The organism is Burkholderia sp. LK4, assembly GCF_001043615.1.
Classification (GTDB): Bacteria; Pseudomonadota; Gammaproteobacteria; order Burkholderiales; family Burkholderiaceae; genus Burkholderia; species Burkholderia cepacia.
Genome location: NZ_LDUL01000081.1, coordinates 38048 through 58932 on the forward strand (window position 1 = coordinate 38048; position 20885 = coordinate 58932).

Here is a 20885-nt window from a genome sequence, read left to right on the forward strand (position 1 = left end):
GGCGTGTAGCGACTACTTGATGGAGATTTTCCGCGCACCGTGGCCGGCGGCAGTCGCGGGGAGCGGCGTCCGGCGGCGGGCCGCGTGCGTGCGCTTGAGCGGGAACTGCAGCAGTTTCGACGCAGGATGCGCGGCGGTGTCCCGCTGCGCGCGATAACGGCGCCGCACGAGATAGACGGGGCGCTGCTTCGACTCGTGATAGATGCGGCCGAGGTATTCGCCGATCACGCCGATGCCGATCAGCTGGATGCCGCCGACGAACAGCATCACGGAGATGAGCGACGCGTAGCCGTGCACGGGGTTGCCGAACAGCAGCGTGCGCATGACGATGAAGGCGCCGTAGATGAACGAGAGGGCGGCGAACGCGAGGCCGATGTAGGTCCAGACACGCAGCGGCACGGTGCTGAAGCTCGTGATGCCTTCGAGCGCGAAGTTCCAGCGCCGCCATCCGGAGAATTTCGAGCGGCCGCCGCTGCGTGGCGCACGCGTGTATTCGATGATCTCGGTGCGATAGCCGACCCACGCGAACAGGCCCTTCATGAAACGCCGCCGCTCGGGCAGCGCGCGCAGCGCGTCGACGACCTGGCGGTCCATCAGCCGGAAATCGCCGACATTCTCGGGCATCTCGACTTCGGAGAGGCGGTTGTGCACGCGGTAGTAGAGCGCGGCGGCCACGCGCTGCATCAGCGGATCGCACATGCGGTCGGTGCGCTTCGCGGCGACGACCTCGGCGCCGGCGAGCCAGCGTTCGACCATCGCGGGGATCAGAGCGGGCGGGTCCTGCAGGTCGGCATCGATCAGGATCACGGCGGTGCCGGCGGCTTCGTCGATGCCGGCGGTGAGCGCGGCTTCCTTGCCGAAGCGCCGGGTGAGATCGACGATGCGCACGCGCGGGTCGCCGGCTGCGACGTCGATCAGCCTGTCCAGCGTGTCGTCGCGACTGCCGTCGTTGATGCAGACGATCTCGAAACGGATCGTATCGACCGATTCGAGGATGGGCAGCGTTGCCGCAAAGAATGCGTCGATTGTTTCCGCCTCGTCGTGGAACGGTACGACGAGCGATACCAGCGGCCTTCTGGCGTGCGCGGACATACGTCCCCCGAGAGATCCGGCTCGTGCTGCGCCGTATGGATCAGGTCGTCGTCCGCTGCAGGCCGGACGACAGGCGTTCTGATCATTGTAGGCAGGAATCGGGGATTCGTAGCACGAATCGATGCGGGTGTGGTGGGGCGGGTGGCAGCCTGATTTGCCGGATACCGATGTCGACGCTGCCCGAGCGCGACCCGGGGCGTGATTGCCAGGCGCAGCAGTCGGCATGGGCAGGGTGCCGGCGTGGTGCGCGGCTATCGGCTCACGGGGCGCGAACGTGCGCGGCGCGCGTACCGCGACTGGCAAACCGTCCGCGCCGCAGCAGCATGAGCAGCGCGATCGACGTCACGAGCGGCCCGATCTGCGGCAGATGCATCCACGGATTCAGAAACTCGTAAAGCGGCAGCGCCCACAGGATGGCCACGAAACCTTGCTCGCCGCGCAGCCAGCCGTCCTGCGAGCCGATGGCGATCATGCACGCGATCGGGACGCACAGCCAGGACAGTTCGTAGTGCCAGACATAGGGATTCACGGCGAGCGTCGCGATGAACAGTGTCGCGACGCGCAGCCGCGCATCCTGGTGGCGATGCCAGACGAAGCACGCGGCCGCGATCGCAACCGCGGCGATGCCGGCCTGCCCAACATAGGCGAGCGCCGGCGACAAGCCGGCGAGACGAAACGCCGCGAACGGCGTCGGCGACGCAAACCAGAACGGAACGCCATGCTCGATGATCAGCGAACGCAGCGCGCCCGCGTTCTGCATGAAGAGATGGAGCGATTCGATGCCGCCTGTCGCGATGCCCAGCGCGGTGAAGGCGGTCGCGAAGGCCGCGGCCCACGCGAATGCGCGCCACGCACGCGCCGCGATCAGCACGAACGGGAACAGCAACGCGAGTTGCGGCTTGGCCGACAGGAGTCCCATAAAGAAGCCGGCCAGCACCGGCCGTCGATCGACGAAATGCACGGCGAGCGCGGCGCACGTCGCAGTCAGCATCGCGTTCTGTCCGTACGTCGCGGTGACGAGCACGCCCGGAGATGCGAGCAGCGCGAGCCAGCCGATACGTTTCGCGCCGGGCGTCGCCGCGAGCCCCGACACGCGCCAGGTCGACACGCCGAGCAGCACGATGCCGAGCGCGATGAACAGCGGATAGCCGATCGCATAGGGCAGCAGCGAGAACGGCGCCACCACGAGCAGATACGAAGGCGGGTACAGCCATGGCAGGAACGCATGGCCGGCCGTGATCGGGAACAGGTCGGCGAGCGCCCGCGAAAACGCGGGGACATCGTAGACCTGCCACGGCGAGCCATGGCGCATCAGATGGGACGCGGACCAGAACACCGTGAACCCCGAGCCGGGGCGGAACAAGCCCGGGTCGGTCGAGTGGAAGCCAACCCGGACCATGATCGACACGAACAGCACGCCGATCGTGAGCATGACCGCGCTGTAAAGCGCGATGCGTCCGGGCGTCAGCCAGACGCGGACAGGGCGTTCGTCAGCTTGTATCGATGAGCTGGAAATATCCATGCTGCGCTACTTGACCGACAGGTTGCGTGCTGCTGCCGCGGTCGCGGCGGCCGTCTGCCGTCGTCGGGCAGGGGCGACGCGCCGAACCGGAAACGGCAGCAGCTTCGACGCGTCCGGCTGCGCGACGTGCCGCGCCGGATGTTGGCCCACCAGGGCGGCGGCGCGATAACGGCGCCGCACGAGATAGACAGGGCGCTGCTTCGACTCGTGATAGATGCGCCCGAGGTATTCGCCGATCACGCCGATGCCGATCAGCTGGATGCCGCCGACGAACAGCATCACGGAGATGAGCGACGCGTAGCCGTGCACGGGGTTGCCGAACAGCAGCGTGCGCATGACGATGAAGGCGCCGTAGATGAACGAGAGGGCGGCGAACGCGAGGCCGATGTAGGTCCAGACGCGCAGCGGCACGGTGCTGAAGCTCGTGATGCCTTCGAGCGCGAAGTTCCAGCGCCGCCATCCGGAGAATTTCGAGCGGCCGCCGCTGCGTGGCGCACGCGTGTATTCGATGATCTCGGTGCGATAGCCGACCCACGCGAACAGGCCTTTCATGAAACGCCGCCGCTCGGGCAGCGCGCGCAGCGCGTCGACGACCTGGCGGTCCATCAGCCGGAAATCGCCGACATTCTCGGGCATCTCGACTTCGGAGAGGCGGTTGTGCACGCGGTAGTAGAGCGCGGCGGCCACGCGCTGCATCAGCGGATCGCACATGCGGTCGGTGCGCTTCGCGGCGACGACCTCGGCACCGGCGAGCCAGCGTTCGACCATCGCGGGGATCAGGGCGGGTGGATCCTGCAGGTCGGCGTCGATCAGGATCACGGCGGTGCCGGCGGCTTCGTCGATGCCGGCGGTGAGCGCGGCCTCCTTGCCGAAGCGCCGGGTGAGATCGACGATGCGCACGCGCGGGTCGCCGGCCGCGACGTCGATCAGCCTGTCGAGCGTGTCGTCGCGGCTGCCGTCGTTCACGCAAACGATTTCGAAGCGCGTGGTGTCGATCGATTCGAGGATGGGAAGGGCGGTCGCGAAGAATGCCTCGATCGCTTCCGCCTCGTCGTGGAAGGGTACGACGAGCGATACCAACGGCTTTCGGGTGTGCCTGGACATATGTCCCCCCGTGAGATCCGGTCTGCGCCGCATTGTCTGGTCCTGATGTCGCCGAACTCCCGGAAACAGCTCCGGATCGGCGCAGTTTTGTGTGTTTTCTGTTTGTAATGTCCTGATTCGTTTGCCGTGAACGGCGGCGGCAAGCGGTCGGATCATTGTACGCACGAGTGACGCGGTCGTGACAACGTGCGCGGGTTTGCTCGGGGGAGGGATTTCAGCGATATGGCAGCGCGCTTCGGTGCCGTCGGGAACCGCAATCGCCGCAGATGCAACGGTTGGCATGTCGAGTCGGTAACGACGGTGACGGAGACGGGCATGCAAGTCCGGGGTCTGACAGGCGCGCCGCTGGACTACTGGGTCGCGGTCGCGCAGGGGCATGATGCCCCGCGCGCCGATGCGTCCGGGTGTACGTCGATTCGCGCGGCGGGCGCGGCGCTGGCTTCGTTCGTGCCGTCGACATCGTGGACGGACGGCGGCCCGATCGTCGAGCGGCTGCCGTTTGCCGCTTTCGAGCGCGAGGGCGGCCGTGGCGCATGGCGGGCCGTGCTGCACCAGGCCGTGCCGGCCGCGGGCGAGCGCTGCACGTTCAACCAGTCGGGGCCGACGCTGCGGTTCGCCGCGATGCGCACGCTCGTCGCCTCCACGGTCGGCGACGACGCGCCGGATCTCGACATGCCGCGGCCGCGCTGAACGCTGAACGCCGCCACGCGCGTCATCGTTCAGGCGGACACGTTGCGGATCGCGATCGAGGCGACGTCGACGCGCCGCGGCAGGATCGCGTCGGCCGCCGCGCGGTCGGCGACACGCTGCAGCACGTCGATGTCGGCACCGCTGAGGCTGCGCTGTGCGAGCGCGGCCCGGCGCGCGATGTCGGTGGCTGCGTCGGGCGGCAGGCGCGTGAGCGACGCATAGACGGTCGCGTAGTCGGCGGGATGCGCGAGCGCCCACTGGCCCGCGCGGGCGAGCCGCGCCAGCACGTCCGCGAGCGCCGCGCGCTTTGCGCGATCGTCGAGCGTTTCGACCGGCGACGTGAGGAACGCCAGCCCGGAATTGATGCCGCTGCCGTCACGGACGACGCGCGCGCCGCGTCGTACCGCATGCCCGTAGTACGGGTCGAACGTCGCCCAGATGCCGATCCGCTTCGCCTCGAACGCGGCGAACGCGTCGACAGGCAGCACGAAGCGCACGTCGACGTCACGCGGCGCGAGGCCGTGTTCGCGCAGCGCGCCGTACAGCTGGTACTGCGAAATGCTGCCGCGCGCGGACGACACGACGACGGTCTGTCCTTTCAGGTCGGCGACGGTGCGGACCGGCGAATCGGGCTGCACGACGATGCCGAGCGATGTCGCCGAGCCGACGCGCGTCGCGACGATCCGCAATGACGGATCGCCGAGCGCGGCCGTCAGCACGGGCAGGTCGCCGGCCGGCGCGAGATCGATCGCCCCCGCGCGCTGCGCCTCGAACAGCGGCGCGGCACCCTGGAAGTTGGCCCAGCGGAACCGGTAAGGCGTGCCGTCGAGCACGCGCGCGGCTTCGGCGAGCGCGCGCAGGCCGCCGGCCTGGTCGCCGAGCACGAGCGTGACGCCCGACGGGTCGGCACCCGCCGCATGGGCGGGCAGTGCGACGCCGCCGGCGAGCGGCGCGGCGGCGAGGGCGACAAGACGCTGCAGCACGCGGCGGCGTGCCGGGGCGGAGGTTGGATTCATCGGCGGAGTGTCCTCGGTTACCCGCGCGCAGGTGGCGCGGTTGCCGGGCAGGTTACGGAATCGGTTTCCAGCCGACAAACATCGAATCGTGCAATGCATATTCGTGCCGCGGCGGCCGGCCCGGCCGCCACCGCCGCTATCGCTGATATCGCCGCTATCGCCGCTATCGCCGCCACCGTCGCCACCGCCGCCATCGCCGCACGCGGGCGTTTCATTCAGCGTCTTGCGCGGCCGACGGAACCGTTCGCAGGAACGCGCGCACTGCCGGCGCCTTTTCGAAGCGCCGGTGCGCGAGCGCGAGTTCCGACGTGATCGGCTTGCCGGCGATCGGCCGGTACACGACACCCGGCAGCGACACGCAGCCGGCGAGCGCATCGGGAATCACCGCGACCCAGCCGTTCACGGACACGCATGCGAGCACCGCGAGCAAGCCGCCCGGGCGGGCGGCGACCAGCGGCGCGAAGCGGCCGCGGCGCGCGACTTCGAGCGTGCCGCGCTCCTGTTCGGGCACCGCGAAGCGCGCGTCGGCGAGGTCGGCCGCGCGAATGGCGGCCATCGACGCGTAGCGCGACCCGGCCGGCACGGCCGCGACGAACACGTCGCGCTGCAGCGTGACGATCCGCAGGCCGCCGGGCAGCGGCAGCGGCGGGCGGACGTACGCGAGGTCGAGGCGGCCGGTGTCGAGCTGGTTCGCGACGTCGTCCATCGGTACTTCGCGCAGGTTCAGTTCGATGCGCGGGTGCGCGTCGCGGAACGCGCCGACCGTGCGCTGCAGCGTGCCTGAATAGACGGCCGACGACACGTAGCCGATCTCGATCCGGCCGAGCTCGCCGCGCTCGGCCAGCGCCGCGAGTTCGCGGCCGCGCTGCAGGTGTTCGACCGCGGCGCGCGCTTCGGCGAGATAGGCCTCGCCGGCCGCGCTCAGCGTGACCGCGCGGCGCGACCGGTGAAAGAGGCGCGCGCCGAGCACGCGTTCGGCCTCCTGGATCTGCCGCGTGAGCGCGGGCGGCGCCATGTCGAGCGCCTCGGCCGCGCGGACGAAGTGCAGGTGCTGCGCGACGCTCAGGAACGCGCGCACGTGACGGAATTCGAGCCGATCCATGATTGCAGTTTTCGTCAATAAAAAAGCGTCTGAGTATCAATGACGGGCAATACCGGGCAAGCCTAGCATACGGTTCGTTCAACCTGTTCCGGAGTGTCCGATGTCCCAGTCTTCACCGGCGTCGCGCGCGGGCGCGGCTGCCGCCCCGCGCACGGGTGGCCGCATGCCCGCCGCCGCGACGCTCGCCGTCGCGTCCGCGACCTGCTCGCTGATCGTGCTCGACACGAACGTCGTCGCCGTGTCGCTGCCGAGCATTGCGCGCAGTTTCCACGCGAGCTTTGCCGATATCGAATGGGTCGTGAGCGCGTACATGACCGCGTTCGCCGCCTGCTTGCTGCCGGCCGGCGGGCTCGCCGACCGCTTCGGGCGCAAGCGGATGCTCGGCGCGGGGCTCGCGCTGTTCTTTCTCGCGTCGCTCGGCTGCGGTGTCGCGCCGTCGGCGGGCTGGCTGATCGCCGCGCGTGCGGTGAAGGGCGGCGGCGCCGCGCTGTTGCTGACGGCCGCGCTCGCCGTGATCGCGAACCGTTTTCCGGACGGGCGCGAGCGGGCGCGTGCGTGGGCGATCTGGGGCATGTGCATGGGGATCGCGACGGCCGTCGCGCCGCTCGTCGGCGGCGCGATCACGCAATGGATCGGGTGGCGCTGGGTGTTCCTGCTGAACCTGCCCGTCTGCATGCTGCTCGCGGCAGGCGCGCGCGTTGCGATCGACGAGTCGCGCGATCCGCACGCGAAGCGCGTGGATGCGGCCGGCAGCCTGTTGTTCGGCGCGGCGCTCGCGTGCGCGATCGCGGCCCTGATCGGCGCACCGTCGCACGGCTGGCTGTCGGCCGCGACGCTCGGCCGGCTCGCGCTCGCCGCCGCGCTGTTCGCGGCGTTCGTCGGCGCGGAGCGCTGGCAGGCGCGGCCGATGATCGATCTCGCGCTGTTTCGCCAGCCGCGCTTCGTCGGCGCCGTGCTCGCGATGTTCGGTTATGCGGCGTGCGCGCAGGTGATGATGACGTTCCTGCCGCTGTACCTGCAGAACGCGTTCGGGATGTCGGCGATCGATGCGGGGCTCGGGATGCTGCCGTTCGCGTTCGCGATGATCGCCGGGCCGTCGCTCGGCGCGGCGCTGGCCGCGCGCGTGTCGTCCGGCGGCGTGCTGGCGGGCGGGCTCGCGTTGATCGGCGCGGGCAACCTCGCGACCGCGGCGCTGACGGCTGGCGGCGACTACCGGCTCGTCGCGATCGGCATGTTCGTGACGGGCTGCGGCGCGGGCATCATGAACGGCGACACGCAGAAGGCGATCATGGCGTGCGTGCCGTCGAATCGCACCGGCATGGCGTCGGGCATCAGCACGACGACGCGCTTCTCGGCGATCGTGACGGCCGTCGGCGTGCTCGGCGCGGTGCTGGCGGCGAGCACGCAGGCGCGGCTCGACCGGCTGCTGTCCGCCGCGCCCGGCCTGCGCGCGTTCGCCGATGCGCCGTTCATGTCGAGCCTGCTGGCCGGCGACCTGGCGCGGGCGCTCGAGCGTGTGCCGCCGTCGGCCGCCGGTGCGCTCGCGAAGGCGGCGCCCGTCGCGTTCGCGAGCGGGTTTGCCGACGCGCTGACGGTAAGCGGCGTGCTCGCGCTCGTCGTGGCCGTCGTTGCGTGGAAGTTGCTTGCGCAACCGATGCGCGATGGTGCGTGAAGGTGTGTGACGTAAGGAGCGGCGCGTTGTCGCGCCTGTCGGTGGCGTCGGTCAATGCGACTTCGTCGCGTGACGGTGGATGCGTGCCGCATGGGCGACGCGCGGCGGGTGCGATGCACGGCAATGCGTCGCCTGCCTGCGGCGCGTGCGTCGAACCGGGTCGGGCGCAGCGGCCGTAGCGGGTGCATCGGCCGTAGCGAGTGTATCGACCGTAGCGGGTGTATCGGCTGTATCGGATGTATCGGACATATCGGACATATCGGACATATCGGACATATCGGACATATCGGACATATCGGCCGCGGCCGGCACGCGGTTCCCTGCGTCCGCAACAGCGCCCGCGGGAACCGCGGCAACCGCCGGCAGCATCGCCTCGGCGTCGAGCCATGCCCGTGTCGCTTCCGCGATCAGCCCGCGCAGCCAGCGCACGCCGTCCACGCACGCGCCCGATTCGTTCCACGTCATCCGGTACACGATGTCCGGCGGCTCCACCGGCAGCGCGACGGCGGCGAGCGGCAGCAGCTTCGCATAATGCCGCGCGAGCCGGTACGTGGTGGTCAGAAGCATGTCGGTGCGCACGAGCGCATGCGCGGCAAGTTCGAAGTGCGGCAGCGTGACGACGATCCGCCGCTGCAGGCCCACGCGTTCGAGCTGCCGGTCGATCGCGCCGGACGCCTCGAGCCACGACGGCGTCGGGCACAGCTGCGGCGCGTCGGCAAAATCGGCGGCCGTCATCGCGCCGTGCCGCGCGAGCGGATGCGTCGCGCGCATCAGGCATACGACGCGATCGTCGAACAGGTCGTCCTGTCGGAACCGCGACGAGCGCGCCGGGCGATTGTCGATCACGACGTCTAGTTCGCCGTCGGCCAGCGCGCGCTCGTCGTCGAAGCCGTCGCCGAGCGGATGGAACACGAGCTGCGCGTTCGGCGCGCGTTCGCGGAACAGCGCGACGAGCTTCGGCACGAACAGCACGTTCAGGTAGTCGGGGCAGCCGATCCGGTAGGTGCGCACCGACGTGCGCGCGTCGAACGTCGGCTGCTGGATGCGGATGAAGTCGATCACGCGCAGCGCGTTGCGCAGCGGTTCGATCAGCCGCGCGCCGAACTCGGTCGGCACCATCCCGTAGCGGCTGCGCACCAGCAACGGATCGCCGAGCAGCGTGCGCAGGCGCTTGAGCGCGGCGCTCGTCGCCGGCTGCGACATGTTCAGCCGCACGGCCGCGCGCGACACGGTGCGCTCGGTGAGCAGCACGAGCAGGATGCGCATCAGCCGCGCATCGAGCACGTCGAGCGCGCCCGCGGCGTCGGATGCGCGGCGGGGCAGTGCGTCCGGTTCTAGCGTGTCCCGCATGCCGATACGCCTCCCGGCGGCACGATGCCCGAGCGCGACACAGCAGCCGGCCGGCGGCGCGTCATTTCGCGAAGGTGCCCGGCCAGCCGACGATCCGCTTCGGGCGCGGCGGTGCGTACGTGCGAACCTTCGACGTCTTCAGCTTCAGGCGCACCAGCGACTCGGCGAGCGCGACCGCGGCCGATACGCCGTCGACGACCGGCACGCCCGTGCATTCCTCGATCTGCCGGTCGAGGCCGGCCATCCCGCCGCAGCCGAGGCAGATCACTTCCGCGTGATCGTCCTTCACCGCGCGCTGCGCCTGGCCGACGATCGACTCGATCGCGCGCGCCGGGTTCTCCTCGAGTTCGAGTACCGCGAGGCCGCTTGCGCGCACCGACGCGCAGCGTGCGTCGAGTCCGGCGAGCTTCAGGCGATCCTCGATCAGCGGCACCGTGCGGTCGAGCGTCGTGACGACCGAGTAACGATGGCCGAGCAGCATCGCGACGCTCGCGGCCGCTTCGGTGATGTCGACGACGGGCACCGTCAGCAGTTCCTGCAGGCCTTCGCGGCCGTGTTCGCCGTAGCCGGCCTGGATCACCGCGTCGTACGGCTCGTCGTAGCTCAGCACGCGATCCATCACGGCGATCGCCGCGAGGTAGCTCTCGAAGTTGCCTTCGACCGACTCCGCGCCGAAGCGCGGCGTCAGCCCGACGATCTCCGTGCCCGGCGACGCGGCGGCCTGCGCCTGCGCGGCGATCGCGTCGGTGATCGACTCGGTCGTGTTGACGTTGACTACCAGGATCCTCATTGCCGACTCCGTATGCGTGTGTTCAGTGTTGCGCGCAGGCGACCGCGATGGGTTCGCCCGAGCGCTCCTCGTATTGCCGTTTGCGATCGGCCAGCAGCCAGTACACGCTGCCCGCGATGGCCGCACCGAGCAGCCACGAGAACGGCGTCATCGCGCTGAAGGCCGGCACGACGGCGAGCGTGATCGAGATCAGCGCGGACGGCAGAAGCGCCGCAAGGGCCTTGCGGTTCACGCCGCGCGTGTAGAAGTAGGCGCCCGTCGGCGCTTCGGTATAGAGGTCGGGCACGTTCACGCGCTGCTTGCGCACGAGCCAGTAGTCGACCGTGATGATCCCGTACAGCGGGCCGAGCAGCGCGCCGAGGCCGGACAGGAAGTAGACGATCACGATCGGGCTGTTGTACAGGTTCCACGGCAGGATCAGCACGGCGACCGTCGCGCTGATCAGGCCCGCGCGGCGGAACGACAGGCGATGCGGCGCAAGGCTCGTCAGAACGAAGGCCGGCGCGACGAAGTTCGCCATGATGTTCACCGCGACCGTGACGATCAGGAACGCGAGGCAGCCGAGCACGAGGAACAGCTTGTTCGGCACCGTCGCGATGATTTCCGTCGGGCTGTGGATGATGTGGCCGTTCAGCTTGAACTGCGCGCCGGCGAGCACGAAGCTGATCGTCGCGAACACGAGGATGTTGACCGGCAGGCCCCAGAAATTGCCGACCCGCACCGTCTTCGCGCTCGGCGACGAGCGCGCGAAATCGCAGAAGTTGAGCACCAGCGTGCCGTAGATCGCGAGCCACAGCGAGCCGCCCGCGAAGATCTCCGTCCACATCTTCAGGCCGGTCAGCGGCTTGCCGATCGACATCGCGAGATGGCCGCCCGTGCGGCTGAACATCCACGCGGCGAGCGACAGCGTCGTGACGAGGATCACCGGGCCGGCGAGCCCCTCGTACTTGCGGACCATTTCCATCCCGTACGTGAGGATGCCGATCTGCACGAGCCAGATCGCGACGAACGTGACCCAGCCGAGCGTCGACAGCCCGAAGATCGCGTCCTGATCGAACGCGGCGAGGCCCGGCCAGATCGCGGTGAGCAGCACGCGCAGCACCACGGACGCGAGATAGGTCTGGATGCCGAACCATGCGATCGCGATCACCGCGCGGATCATCGCGGGCAGCAGCGCGCCGTAGATGCCGAAGCTCATCCGGCTGATCACCGGGAACGGCACGCCGGTCTTCTGGCCCATGTAGCCGGTGAGGTTCATGAAGCAGTAGACGAGCACCGCGCCGATCGCGAGCGACGCGAGCATCTGCCAGCCCGACAGGCCGAGCGCGAACAGCCCGATCGCGAACGAGTAGTTCGCGATGTTGTGCACGTCGTTGGTCCACAGCGCAAAGATGCTGTAGCGGCCCCACGTCCGCCCCTCCGCCTTGGTGGGCGCGAGGTCGGGGTTGTGCAGCCGCGGGCTCAGCGCGGGGTCGCGCGCGGCCGAATCGGTTCGATGCGATGCGTCGACCGCGCCGGGCACGATGCCCGGGCGGTGGGTGGCTTCCAGTTGCACGCCGTTGTCTCCTTCCATGTGCGGGGCGCGAAACCGGCAGCGCGTAGACGCTGCGACGGCCCGGCCGCCGTGGACGTTATGTCTCGGATTTGTTCGCGAGTATGGGTGGCCGGCACGGTGATGGGAAATTAAATATTCGGCTGGGCGCCATTTGAAAAATGAATGCGAGGGATCGATGGCGAGGCACGGGGATTGCGCGCCGAAGGGTTCCATCCACCGACATCAGCGGAGGTGTCATGCAGCGATATTCCCTTCGTCACGTATCGCGAGCCGTCTTCGCCGGCATCCTGATCGCCGGCCTGGCGGCGGGTGCGGGTTGCCAGAAAAAGAGCGACACCGGTACCGGTGCGAGTTCGGACACCAGCGCCACCGGCGGCATGTCGCCGGCGCCGTCCACCGCGCCGTCGGGCACGCCGGGCAGCGGTGCGGCCGACAGCGGCACCACGGGCGGCGCGGCAAGCATGCCGGGCGCGGCTTCCACGCCGGCGGGCGCAAGCGGCGGCTGACCGGCACCGGCCGGGCGGCGCACGGGGCGTACTCGGCTTGCGCCGGTTCGTCACCCGTGCGCTGCCGTGCGGCACGGGCATCGCAGGCCGCGCGTGCGTGCCGTACCTGCGCGTGAAAGATTTGCAAGGACCGTTGTAGCGATTCCCGGACCGGCGCCGGCATCACGCCGGCGCACGCCGTCCGGAACAGGAGGTGCGATGCAGAACGCGGAATCGAATCCAACCCCGCAAAAGCAGCGGGAACAGATCGCGAAGAGTCCGGTGAAGACCCCGGCAGCCGGCGACATGCCCGACGCGGCGACCCAGGCCGCCGAGGTCGCCGAGGCGGGGAAGCGGCCGCTGACGCCGGAGGCGGTCGCGGCGAAAACGCCGACCGGCCTGCCGCCGATCGACGTCGGCGCGCATGCAGTCGACAGCGGCGATCCCGTGCGTCGCGCGGCCGGCCGGATCGTCACGCTCGACAACGCGAACATGGCGATGACCGACAACACGGTCGACGTCGACGGCAAGGGCATGGAGGCGCGCACCGGCGCGTCGGAACTGCAGGACAACGTGATCTACTCGAACGCGTCGCTCGACGACGCGGTCGATACGCCCGACGAGGGGCTCGGCGGGATCGAGAGCCGGCCGGGCGGCAACATGCCGCAGATCGCGACGCGGCCGGGCTGGCGCGTGCGGCATGTCGGCGATGTCGACGTCGAGCACGGCGACGGTACGCGCGCGGAGCACGTGATCTGCCTCGAGCGGATCGACTGATACCGCCGCTGACACTGCCGCGGGTACCGCCGGATACCGGTACCCGGCGCGTGGCGGCCGGTGCACTCGCACCGGCCGCCACGATCGCCGCCGCCGTGTTCGGCCGTTACTGCGGCCCGAGTTCCTGCGCGGACGAATCGGCGTCGTTGCCTTGCGCAACCAGCACGTGGATATCGTTCGGCGTCACGTCGCCGACCCCGCCCGACGGAATCGTCAGCAGCAGCCAGTCGGCGTTGTTGTTGATGGTGACCGGCGCGGTCTTGAGGATCGGCGTCTTGCTGCCGGCCGTCGTGACGATCACCTGGTAGCTGCCGCCGTTCAGGTAGATCGAATCCTGCGTCGTGGCCGGCACCGCGTTCTGGTAGGCCGCGCCCGCGAGCGTCGGGCTTTGCGTCGTGATGTCGGTGCCGGGCGGGACGACGTACATGTCGATGTTCTGCGCGTTCGGCGACGCATTGAAGGTGCGCACGCGCGCCTTGTCCGACAGCAGGCCCTTGTCGTACGGATCGTCGATCACGGAGATCAGCGACGTCGTGCTCGGCAGCGCGATCGTCGTGTAGTGATGGCCGTTCGCCGCGCTGAACGATTGCGACGCGATGGTCGAGGTCGTGCCCGAGATGTCGTAGCTCGCGGTCTGCGTGCCCGAGTCGACGTCGTGATAGCGCGTCACGCCCTTGTACGCGACACCCGACTGATCGACCTTGGCGTTCAGGTAGTAGTCGAGGTTCGGGCCGGCCGGCACCGCGTTGATGAAGCGCGCCTGCGGCTTCGAGATGCCGAGCTCGGTGCCGACGTCGTTGCCGTCGCCGCCACATGCCGCGAGCACGGAAATGATGGAGCACAGGGCCGCTATCGTTCGTATTGATTTCATGTTGTCCTCTCGTTCAGGGGGAACCTGTTTGCGATGCGGGATCGCCACGCGAAGGTCGCGTGGTGAGCAACGCCGGTTGCGGGAAGGATGCTGTCCGCCGGATCGGCGGGCGTGTGGATGGCGCAAGCGACGTGCCTGTCTGGCGACGGAGCGCCGGACGGCCGGGTGCGGGCGGGGCCGGTCAGGCGTGATTGAGGGGGCACGTGCGGGTTGTAAAAAGGGCGGTGTCGCAGGGGCCGGGCGCGGGGACGCGTCGGTACCGACCCGGTCGGCGGGCTCGCCCCGGCCGTTGCGCCGCCCAGCGCGCCCGCAACGGCGCGCGGGCAGGGCGAAACTACCTGCCGGCCGAAGCCGGACGCCGGCGAGGGCTGTAAATCTTGCCTGCACCCGTCATCGTTTAACCATTCGAAACAATGTGTTCACCGAAAGGGGCATGATCTCCGGCGATCGGGCAGGCATACTGTCGCCTATGTTGCTCAATGCACGTCGAAGTACGTGCGCTTGCCCCCCATGCCCACTCCAGTTTCCTTTCGAACCCTGCGATGGTTGACCGTCGCGGCTGTTGCATGCTTGTTCGCCGCGTGTTCGACCGCTTCCGACGTGACCGCGACGTCGAACCCGAACGTATTTACCGTGACGACGCGCACGGTCGGCGTATCGACGACGTGGGCCGACGCCCATACGAAGGCCGTCGATGAAGCCACCAACTACTGCACGCAGCGCGGCATGCGCGCCAGCCTGAAGCAGGAGGCGCTGACCAGCGGCAGCCGTGTCGGCGCGCGCTCCGAACTCGCGTTCGAGTGCCATCCGACCTTCGAGACGGCGTCGAATCCGCGCGGTTGAGCGACCGGCGGCGGCGTACGCCGCCGTCTGCGTTTTCCTTCCTTTTCCCCGATGCAAACCGACCCGCGAGGCCGTACAGGCACATCGCGGGTCGGCGCACGTCCGGCGTCGGCTGCGGCGGTTACGCCGGCTGCGCCTCGTACAGCTTGACGCACGCGGAGAAGTCGAGCGTGCCGAGCCCCTGCTGGCTCATCGACTGATAGAGCTGCTGCGCGAGTGCGCCCATCCACACCGGCTGGTGCGCGCTCCGTGCCGCTTCGGTCGCGAGCCCGAGATCCTTCAGCATCAGGTTCGCCGCGAATCCGCCCGCGTAGCCGCGCGCGGCCGGCGCGGTGTCGCTCACGCCCGGATACGGGTTGTACGTGTCCGAGCTCCAGCAGCGGCCGGTCGACGTATTGATGATGCCGGCCAGCACGGACGGATCGATGCCGAGCGCGGCGCCGAGCGCCATCGCTTCCGAGACGCCCATCATCGAGATTCCGAGCAGCAGGTTGTTGCAGATCTTCGCGATCTGCCCGGTGCCCGTGCCGCCGCAATGCACGACGTTCTTGCCCATGTCGAGCAGCACGGGGCGGATGCGCTCGAACAGCGCGGCGTCCGCGCCGACCATGAAAGTCAGCGTGCCGGCCTGCGCGCCGCCGGTGCCGCCCGACACGGGGGCGTCGGCGAGCGGGAAGCCGCGCTGCGCGGCGGCGTCGGCCACTGCGCGCACGGTGCCGGGATCGATCGTGCTGCAGTCGATCAGCGTTGCGCCGGGGCGCGCGCCGGCCAGTACGCCGTCGTCGCCGAGATAGACCGCGCGCACGTGTTGCGCGGCCGGCAGCATCGTGATCACGACCGCGCCGCGCGCGGCTGCTTCGCGCGGCGAGCCGGCGGCGCTTGCGCCGGCGCGCACCGCGACGTCGACCGCGTGCGCGTCGAGGTCGAACACCGTCAGCGCGTGGCCGGCTTTCAGCAGGTTGGCGGCCATGGGGCCGCCCATGTTGCCGAGTCCGATGAATGCAATTTCCATGTGCAGGCCCTCACTCAACGCAGCGCGATCGTCGTGTTCACGCCGCCGGCCGTCGCGTCGTCGTCGAACCAGCGCGCGGTGACCGTCTTCGTCTGCGTGTAGAACTGCACGACCTGCTTGCCGTACGGGCCGAGGTCGCCGAGCTTCGAGCCGCGCGAACCCGTGAAGCTGAAGTAGGGCACCGGCACCGGAATCGGGATGTTGATGCCGACCTGGCCGATGTCGATCTCGCTCTGGAACTTGCGTGCCGCCGCGCCGCTCTGCGTGAACAGCCCCACGCCGTTGCCCATCGGGTTGCGGTTGACGAGCGCGATCGCGTCGTCGAGCGTGTCGGCTTCGAGCACGACCACCACCGGCCCGAAGATTTCTTCCGTATAGATCGACATGTCGGTCGTCACACCCGAGAAGATCGTCGGGCCGACGAAGTTGCCCTGCTCGTAACCTGGCACCTTCACGTTGCGGCCGTCGAGTTCGAGCTTCGCGCCGGCCTTCACGCCCTCGTCGATCAGCGCGGTGATGCGCGCATGCGCGGCCTTCGACACGACCGGCCCGACATCGGTACCCGGTTCGTGGCCCGCGTTGACCTTCAGCGCCTTCGCTTTCTCGACGAGCTCGGGCAGCCAGTCGCGCGCCGAGCCGACCAGCACGACGACCGACGTCGCCATGCAGCGCTGGCCGGCCGCGCCGAAGCCCGCGCCGACGAGCGCGTTGATCGTCTGCTCGCGGTGCGCGTCGGGCAATACGACCGCGTGGTTCTTCGCGCCCATCATCGACTGCACGCGCTTGCCGTGCTGGCTGCCGAGGTTGTACACGTGCGTGCCGACGCGCGTCGAGCCGACGAACGAGATCGCCTTGATGTCCGGGTGCGTGCAGAGGCGGTCGACCACCGTCTTGCCGCCGTGCACGACGTTCAGCACGCCCTGCGGCACGCCGGCCTCGATCGCGAGTTCGACGAGCTGCATCGTCGACAGCGGGTCCTGCTCCGACGGCTTCAGCACGAACGTGTTGCCGCAGACGATCGCCATCGGGAACATCCACAGCGGGATCATCCCGGGGAAGTTGAACGGCGTGATGCCCGCGCACACGCCGATCGGCTGGCGCAGCGTATAGGTATCGACGCCGCCCGCCACGTTCTCCGCGAACTCGCCTTGCTGCAGCGTGCCGATCGAGCACGCGTGCTCGACGACTTCGAGGCCGCGGAAGATGTCGCCCTGCGCATCGGGCAGCGTCTTGCCCTGCTCGGCCGTCAGCGTGTGCGCGATCCGTTCGAGATTGCGGCGCACGAGATCCTGGAACTTCAGCATGATGCGCAGGCGCGCGCCGATCGGCGTCGTCTTCCACGTCTGGAACGCGCGCTGCGCGGACGCGATCGCGGCGTCGACCTCGTCGAGCGTCGCATACGGCACGCGGCCGATCACTTCCTGCGTCGCGGGGTTGACGATGTCGCCCCATTCGGCGCTTTGCGATTCGACGAACGTGCCGTCGATCAGCAGCTTGGCGGTGGGCAGGGCGAGGGTGGTCTGGGGAACTGCGGCGTTCATGGGACTCTCCGGGAAACGGGGTAATGACAAACAAGGCGGCCCGTATCCGCCGCCGCGCATGCGCGCACGGCGGACGGCAGGACGAACTGGAATCGATCGGATGCCGGCGGCGTGCTCACGCGCGCGCCGGCCGCATCAACGCGGTACACACGAGCGCGAACACGCCGAAGCCGACGAGGTAGGCGATCACGTAATGCGGCTGGCCGCCGCCGGCCTTCAGCAGCGACGTCGCGATCATCGGTGCGAAGCCGCCGCCGATCACGCCGGCCAGCTGCACCGACAGCGAGATGCCGCTGTAGCGGATCTCCGCCGGGAACTGCTGCGCGAACAGCAGCGATTCCGGCGCATAGAGAATCGGGAACACGACGCCGAGGCCGAGCACGATCGCCCACCACGCGGTCGACGTCTGCTGCGTGCCGAGCATCAGGAAGAACGGCGCGGCGAACGCGCACATCAGCACGAGGCCGATCGCGAACATCCGGCGCTGGCCGATGCGGTCGCTGAGATGGCCGCACAGCGGCATCGTGACGAGCGACAGCGCGGCGCCGGCCGTGATCGCGTGCAGCATCTCGGCCTTCGGCAGATGCAGCTGCTGCGTCGCGTAGGCGAGCGCGAACGTGACGACCATGTAGAACCAGGTGTTCTCGGCGGCGCGTGCGCCGACGATCGTCAGCACCTCGCGCGGATGGCGGCGCAGCGCGGCCGTCACCGGCGACTTCTCGGCCTTGCCCTGGCGCTGCATCTTCTCGAAGTCGGGCGACTCGGGCACCTTCGCGCGGATGAACCAGCCGAGGCCGACGAGCGCGATGCTCGCGAGGAACGGCACGCGCCAGCCCCACGACAGCATGTCGGCTTCCGGCAGCGCGGCCACCGCGGCCATCGCGACCGACGACAGGATCAGGCCGAGCCCGACGCCCGTCTGCGGCAGGCTGCCGAACAGCCCCTTGCGGCCCTTCGGCGCGTGTTCGACGGCCATCAGCACCGCGCCGCCCCATTCGCCGCCCACCGCCATCCCCTGCAGGAACCGCATCCCGATCAGCAGCGCGGCGGCCCAGTAGCCGATGCTGTCGTACGACGGGATCAGCCCGATGATCATGCTCGGCACGCCCATCAGCAGCAGCGTGATCATCAGCATCGACTTGCGGCCGATGCGGTCGCCGAAGTGGCCGAACACGATGCCGCCCATCGGCCGCCCGATGAAGCCGACCGCGAACGTGCCGAACGCGGCGAGCGTGCCGACGACGGGGTCCAGCGACGGGAAGAAGATGCGGTTGAACACGAGCGCGGCCGCCGTGCCGTAGAGGAAGAAGTCGTACCACTCGATCGTGGTGCCGGCCATGCTGGCCCAGCCGGCCAGCAGGTGATGCTTCGCGGTGCGCTCGGGCGCAGGTGCCGCGACTGTCGCATGCTCATCGAGGGTGGATCGCGTCTGCATGGTGTCTCCGTGGTGGTGCCGCGGCTCGTGGTCCGCAGGTCACGGTCGAGTATAGTTATGCGCAGATTCATCATGTACCGATAAAGAAACCGGTTGGATGTGCATTTATGCATATCGACGGCCGGCCCGGAGACTCCAGCCCCTTTTTCCCTCGCCGATGCGACATGCCACCGAGCCGGTTTCCGGCAACCTGAACTGGGACGACCTGCGCTTTTTCCTCGAAGTCGCGCGCACGCAGCGGGCGAGCGGCGCCGCGAAGCGGCTGGGCGTCGACTACACGACCGTCGCGCGGCGCATCCGTGCGCTCGAGGCGGCGATGGGCACGCTGCTGTTCGACAAGTCGCGCTCCGGCGGCTTCACGCTGACGGCCGAAGGCCAGCGGCTCGTCGCGTATGCGGATGCGATGGAGACAACCGTGCAGTCCGCGTGCGACCAGGTCGCGAACACCGGCGAGGCGCTGTCGGGCCACGTGCGGATCGGGTCGACCGAGGGGTTCGGGTGCTTTTTCCTCGCGCCGCAGCTCGCGCAGTTTCGCGCCGAGCATCCGCACGTGACAGTCGACCTGCTGCCGGTGCCGCATTTCGTCAACCTGCCCAAGCGCGAGGCGGACCTCGCGATCACGCTCGAGCGGCCCGAGCGCGGGCCTTACGTGGTCACGAAGCTGTGCGATTACCAGTTGCGGCTCTACGCGACGCGCGACTATCTCGCGAACCATCCACCGATCACCTGTACCGACGATCTCGCGGAGCACGCGTTCATCAGCTACGTCGACGATCTCGCGTTCAGCAACGAACTGCTGTACCTGGACCGGGCGGTGCCGGGCGCGACGGCCGGGCTGCGCACGACGAGTGTGATCGCGCAGTATTTCGCGGCGCTGCAGGGCGGCGGGCTCGCGATCCTGCCGTGCTTCATGGCGGCCACGCAGCCGGCGCTGGTGCCCGTGCTGCCGGACGACGTGGTCGTCACGCGGTGCTTCTGGCTGACGTGCCGCGAGGATCTGCGCAAGCTGCGGCGCGTGACCGCGCTGTGGGATTACCTGCGCGCGGCGGCGGACGCGAATCGCGCGCTGCTGTCGGGCGAATCGGGGGCGCTGAGATTCGTCGGCGAGCCGGCCTGACGGGATGGCGGGCGGGGCGGCGGTGACGAACGAGTTGATCTGAATTGAAAGAATGGCCGACGAAGATCCGGCCGCTTATCGGGGGAAATGCAGATGGCGTTGACGCAGGCGGGCAAGGTGTTCGTGGTCTGTGTGGCGGTATTCGGCGTGGCCGCGTACTGGCTCGCGTCGCGCGTGGTGCGCCGACAGACCGGCGGCAAGCGCGGGGCGGGCGGCGCGGTCGCCTTCTGGTGGCTCGTGTGCTTTTGCCTGGTGTCGCTGCTTTTCCCGTTCGCGTACTGGATCGGCGACGAACTCTACACACTGGCGGTGTTGCCGAAATACGAGGCGACCGTCGTGTCCTACCAGTCCGAGTGGGACACCTGCGAGCGACGCGACAGCAGCGGGCGCACCGACCGATATCGGTGCATCAAGTACACGTCGATCCTGGAAGCCGTGATGCCGGATGGCGAGCGGGTCGTGCTGCCGGGCAACATTCGATCCGGCGGCGTGCCGGAGATCGGCGAGAAGATCGATGTCGTGTTGCCGGCCGGGGCCACCCAGTTGCATGAACGCAGTGTGCGCAGTGTCGGCCTGCTGGCCGGCGGCGCGCTGATGGTCGCGATCATCGGGTATTTCGTCTACCTGATCGCGGCGTATGGTGCGGGGAAGAACATCGACGGTGCGGCCCGATTCGGCGTGGCCGCGGTGATGAACGCGCTCGTGCCGCTCGGCGCGCTGCTGATGGAAATCGGGTTCCTGAGCGTGCCGTACCGGTACTGGGTGCGGGGGAATCCCGAACAGTGGCCGGTGTGGGTGCTGGCGCTTGGCCTGCTGTTCGCGCTGGCGCTGCTGCCGTTGCTGCTCGTCTACGCGCGAACCGCGTGGCGGGCGGTCGTGAAGTGACGAATGCGCGGGGCGGTTGTGTCATC

Annotated in this window: 19 protein-coding genes; 6 read left to right on the plus strand and 13 right to left on the minus strand. The window is 69.1% G+C overall.

All coding sequences use genetic code 11. From position 1 onward, the window contains the following. Window positions 1-12: 12 nt before the first annotated feature. The 3 genes from VK92_RS33480 to VK92_RS33490 all read right to left on the minus strand — a co-directional run bounded on the left by VK92_RS33480 (window position 13) and on the right by VK92_RS33490 (window position 3718). Window positions 13-1092: a glycosyltransferase family 2 protein gene (locus tag VK92_RS33480; protein ID WP_048026459.1), complete on the minus strand. Its 1080-nt coding sequence runs from the start codon at window positions 1090-1092 to the stop codon at window positions 13-15. A gap of 259 nt (window positions 1093-1351) precedes the next feature. Next, window positions 1352-2614, minus strand: coding sequence for a glycosyltransferase family 87 protein (locus tag VK92_RS33485; protein WP_048026457.1), 1263 nt, complete (start codon window positions 2612-2614; stop codon window positions 1352-1354). Between the two features lie 6 nt (window positions 2615-2620). Then, a complete protein-coding gene (locus VK92_RS33490) occupies window positions 2621-3718 on the minus strand; it encodes a glycosyltransferase family 2 protein (RefSeq protein WP_048026455.1) in 1098 nt (365 codons plus the stop codon). A gap of 315 nt (window positions 3719-4033) precedes the next feature. On the opposite strand from VK92_RS33490, the gene VK92_RS33495 reads away from it, so the two are divergent. After that, window positions 4034-4408 carry a phage protein NinX family protein gene (locus VK92_RS33495; RefSeq protein ID WP_048026502.1) on the plus strand — a complete coding sequence of 125 codons (375 nt, stop codon included), beginning with the start codon at window positions 4034-4036 and terminating at the stop codon, window positions 4406-4408. 29 nt (window positions 4409-4437) lie between these two features. Here the strand turns inward: VK92_RS33495 and VK92_RS33500 are convergent, their stop codons facing one another. Both VK92_RS33500 and VK92_RS33505 read right to left on the minus strand, forming a co-directional pair. Continuing rightward, window positions 4438-5424: an ABC transporter substrate-binding protein gene (locus VK92_RS33500; protein WP_027791218.1), complete on the minus strand. Its 987-nt coding sequence runs from the start codon at window positions 5422-5424 to the stop codon at window positions 4438-4440. Between the two features lie 211 nt (window positions 5425-5635). Next, window positions 5636-6526 (minus strand): LysR family transcriptional regulator, encoded by an 891-nt coding sequence (locus VK92_RS33505; RefSeq protein ID WP_048026453.1) that lies wholly within the window; start codon window positions 6524-6526, stop codon window positions 5636-5638. Window positions 6527-6626: 100 nt separating this feature from the next. Between VK92_RS33505 and VK92_RS33510 the strand changes: the two genes are divergently transcribed. After that, window positions 6627-8198, plus strand: coding sequence for an MFS transporter (locus VK92_RS33510; RefSeq protein WP_048026452.1), 1572 nt, complete (start codon window positions 6627-6629; stop codon window positions 8196-8198). A 51-nt stretch (window positions 8199-8249) separates the two neighbouring features. On the opposite strand, the gene VK92_RS33515 is transcribed toward VK92_RS33510, so the two are convergent. From VK92_RS33515 to VK92_RS42660, 4 genes are all read right to left on the minus strand, one after another. Continuing rightward, a complete protein-coding gene (locus tag VK92_RS33515) occupies window positions 8250-9548 on the minus strand; it encodes a LysR family transcriptional regulator (protein ID WP_048027967.1) in 1299 nt (432 codons plus the stop codon). A gap of 61 nt (window positions 9549-9609) precedes the next feature. Beyond that, window positions 9610-10338, minus strand: coding sequence for an aspartate/glutamate racemase family protein (locus tag VK92_RS33520; protein WP_048025762.1), 729 nt, complete (start codon window positions 10336-10338; stop codon window positions 9610-9612). Window positions 10339-10360: 22 nt separating this feature from the next. Further along, on the minus strand, window positions 10361-11911 hold the full coding sequence (locus VK92_RS33525) for an NCS1 family nucleobase:cation symporter-1 (protein WP_091924671.1): 1551 nt from the start codon (window positions 11909-11911) through the stop codon (window positions 10361-10363). A 238-nt stretch (window positions 11912-12149) separates the two neighbouring features. Beyond that, on the minus strand, window positions 12150-12422 hold the full coding sequence (locus VK92_RS42660) for a hypothetical protein (protein WP_226233625.1): 273 nt from the start codon (window positions 12420-12422) through the stop codon (window positions 12150-12152). A gap of 175 nt (window positions 12423-12597) precedes the next feature. Between VK92_RS42660 and VK92_RS33535 the strand changes: the two genes are divergently transcribed. Continuing rightward, complete coding sequence (locus VK92_RS33535; RefSeq protein WP_048025765.1) at window positions 12598-13155, plus strand: DUF3005 domain-containing protein; 558 nt, start codon at window positions 12598-12600, stop codon at window positions 13153-13155. A 106-nt stretch (window positions 13156-13261) separates the two neighbouring features. Here the strand turns inward: VK92_RS33535 and VK92_RS33540 are convergent, their stop codons facing one another. Further along, window positions 13262-14026: a DUF4397 domain-containing protein gene (locus VK92_RS33540; protein WP_048025767.1), complete on the minus strand. Its 765-nt coding sequence runs from the start codon at window positions 14024-14026 to the stop codon at window positions 13262-13264. A 510-nt stretch (window positions 14027-14536) separates the two neighbouring features. On the opposite strand from VK92_RS33540, the gene VK92_RS33545 reads away from it, so the two are divergent. Continuing rightward, on the plus strand, window positions 14537-14869 hold the full coding sequence (locus VK92_RS33545) for a hypothetical protein (RefSeq protein ID WP_048025768.1): 333 nt from the start codon (window positions 14537-14539) through the stop codon (window positions 14867-14869). Window positions 14870-14990: 121 nt separating this feature from the next. Here the strand turns inward: VK92_RS33545 and mmsB are convergent, their stop codons facing one another. From mmsB to VK92_RS33560, 3 genes are all read right to left on the minus strand, one after another. Next, window positions 14991-15881: a 3-hydroxyisobutyrate dehydrogenase gene (mmsB, locus tag VK92_RS33550; protein WP_048025770.1), complete on the minus strand. Its 891-nt coding sequence runs from the start codon at window positions 15879-15881 to the stop codon at window positions 14991-14993. A gap of 14 nt (window positions 15882-15895) precedes the next feature. Beyond that, window positions 15896-17422, minus strand: coding sequence for a CoA-acylating methylmalonate-semialdehyde dehydrogenase (locus tag VK92_RS33555; protein ID WP_048025773.1), 1527 nt, complete (start codon window positions 17420-17422; stop codon window positions 15896-15898). Window positions 17423-17537: 115 nt separating this feature from the next. Continuing rightward, on the minus strand, window positions 17538-18857 hold the full coding sequence (locus VK92_RS33560) for an MFS transporter (protein ID WP_021163346.1): 1320 nt from the start codon (window positions 18855-18857) through the stop codon (window positions 17538-17540). Window positions 18858-19014: 157 nt separating this feature from the next. Here VK92_RS33560 and VK92_RS33565 point away from each other — a divergent pair, with 157 nt between their 5' ends. After that, window positions 19015-19974: a LysR family transcriptional regulator gene (locus tag VK92_RS33565; RefSeq protein ID WP_021163344.1), complete on the plus strand. Its 960-nt coding sequence runs from the start codon at window positions 19015-19017 to the stop codon at window positions 19972-19974. A 93-nt stretch (window positions 19975-20067) separates the two neighbouring features. Then, complete coding sequence (locus VK92_RS33570) at window positions 20068-20859, plus strand: hypothetical protein (RefSeq protein WP_048025793.1); 792 nt, start codon at window positions 20068-20070, stop codon at window positions 20857-20859. Window positions 20860-20885 lie beyond the last annotated feature (26 nt).

Bases quoted from the DNA above. Each gene is read 5' to 3' on its own strand.
- VK92_RS33480 (WP_048026459.1), bottom strand. From the start codon at position 1,092: ATGTCCGCGCACGCCAGAAGGCCGCTGGTATCGCTCGTCGTACCGTTC.
- VK92_RS33485 (WP_048026457.1), bottom strand. From the start codon at position 2,614: ATGGATATTTCCAGCTCATCGATACAAGCTGACGAACGCCCTGTCCGC.
- VK92_RS33490 (WP_048026455.1), bottom strand. From the start codon at position 3,718: ATGTCCAGGCACACCCGAAAGCCGTTGGTATCGCTCGTCGTACCCTTC.
- VK92_RS33495 (WP_048026502.1), top strand. From the start codon at position 4,034: ATGCAAGTCCGGGGTCTGACAGGCGCGCCGCTGGACTACTGGGTCGCG.
- VK92_RS33500 (WP_027791218.1), bottom strand. From the start codon at position 5,424: ATGAATCCAACCTCCGCCCCGGCACGCCGCCGCGTGCTGCAGCGTCTT.
- VK92_RS33505 (WP_048026453.1), bottom strand. From the start codon at position 6,526: ATGGATCGGCTCGAATTCCGTCACGTGCGCGCGTTCCTGAGCGTCGCG.
- VK92_RS33510 (WP_048026452.1), top strand. From the start codon at position 6,627: ATGTCCCAGTCTTCACCGGCGTCGCGCGCGGGCGCGGCTGCCGCCCCG.
- VK92_RS33515 (WP_048027967.1), bottom strand. From the start codon at position 9,548: ATGCGGGACACGCTAGAACCGGACGCACTGCCCCGCCGCGCATCCGAC.
- VK92_RS33520 (WP_048025762.1), bottom strand. From the start codon at position 10,338: ATGAGGATCCTGGTAGTCAACGTCAACACGACCGAGTCGATCACCGAC.
- VK92_RS33525 (WP_091924671.1), bottom strand. From the start codon at position 11,911: ATGGAAGGAGACAACGGCGTGCAACTGGAAGCCACCCACCGCCCGGGC.
- VK92_RS33535 (WP_048025765.1), top strand. From the start codon at position 12,598: ATGCAGAACGCGGAATCGAATCCAACCCCGCAAAAGCAGCGGGAACAG.
- VK92_RS33540 (WP_048025767.1), bottom strand. From the start codon at position 14,026: ATGAAATCAATACGAACGATAGCGGCCCTGTGCTCCATCATTTCCGTG.
- VK92_RS33545 (WP_048025768.1), top strand. From the start codon at position 14,537: ATGCCCACTCCAGTTTCCTTTCGAACCCTGCGATGGTTGACCGTCGCG.
- mmsB (WP_048025770.1), bottom strand. From the start codon at position 15,881: ATGGAAATTGCATTCATCGGACTCGGCAACATGGGCGGCCCCATGGCC.
- VK92_RS33555 (WP_048025773.1), bottom strand. From the start codon at position 17,422: ATGAACGCCGCAGTTCCCCAGACCACCCTCGCCCTGCCCACCGCCAAG.
- VK92_RS33560 (WP_021163346.1), bottom strand. From the start codon at position 18,857: ATGCAGACGCGATCCACCCTCGATGAGCATGCGACAGTCGCGGCACCT.
- VK92_RS33565 (WP_021163344.1), top strand. From the start codon at position 19,015: ATGCGACATGCCACCGAGCCGGTTTCCGGCAACCTGAACTGGGACGAC.
- VK92_RS33570 (WP_048025793.1), top strand. From the start codon at position 20,068: ATGGCGTTGACGCAGGCGGGCAAGGTGTTCGTGGTCTGTGTGGCGGTA.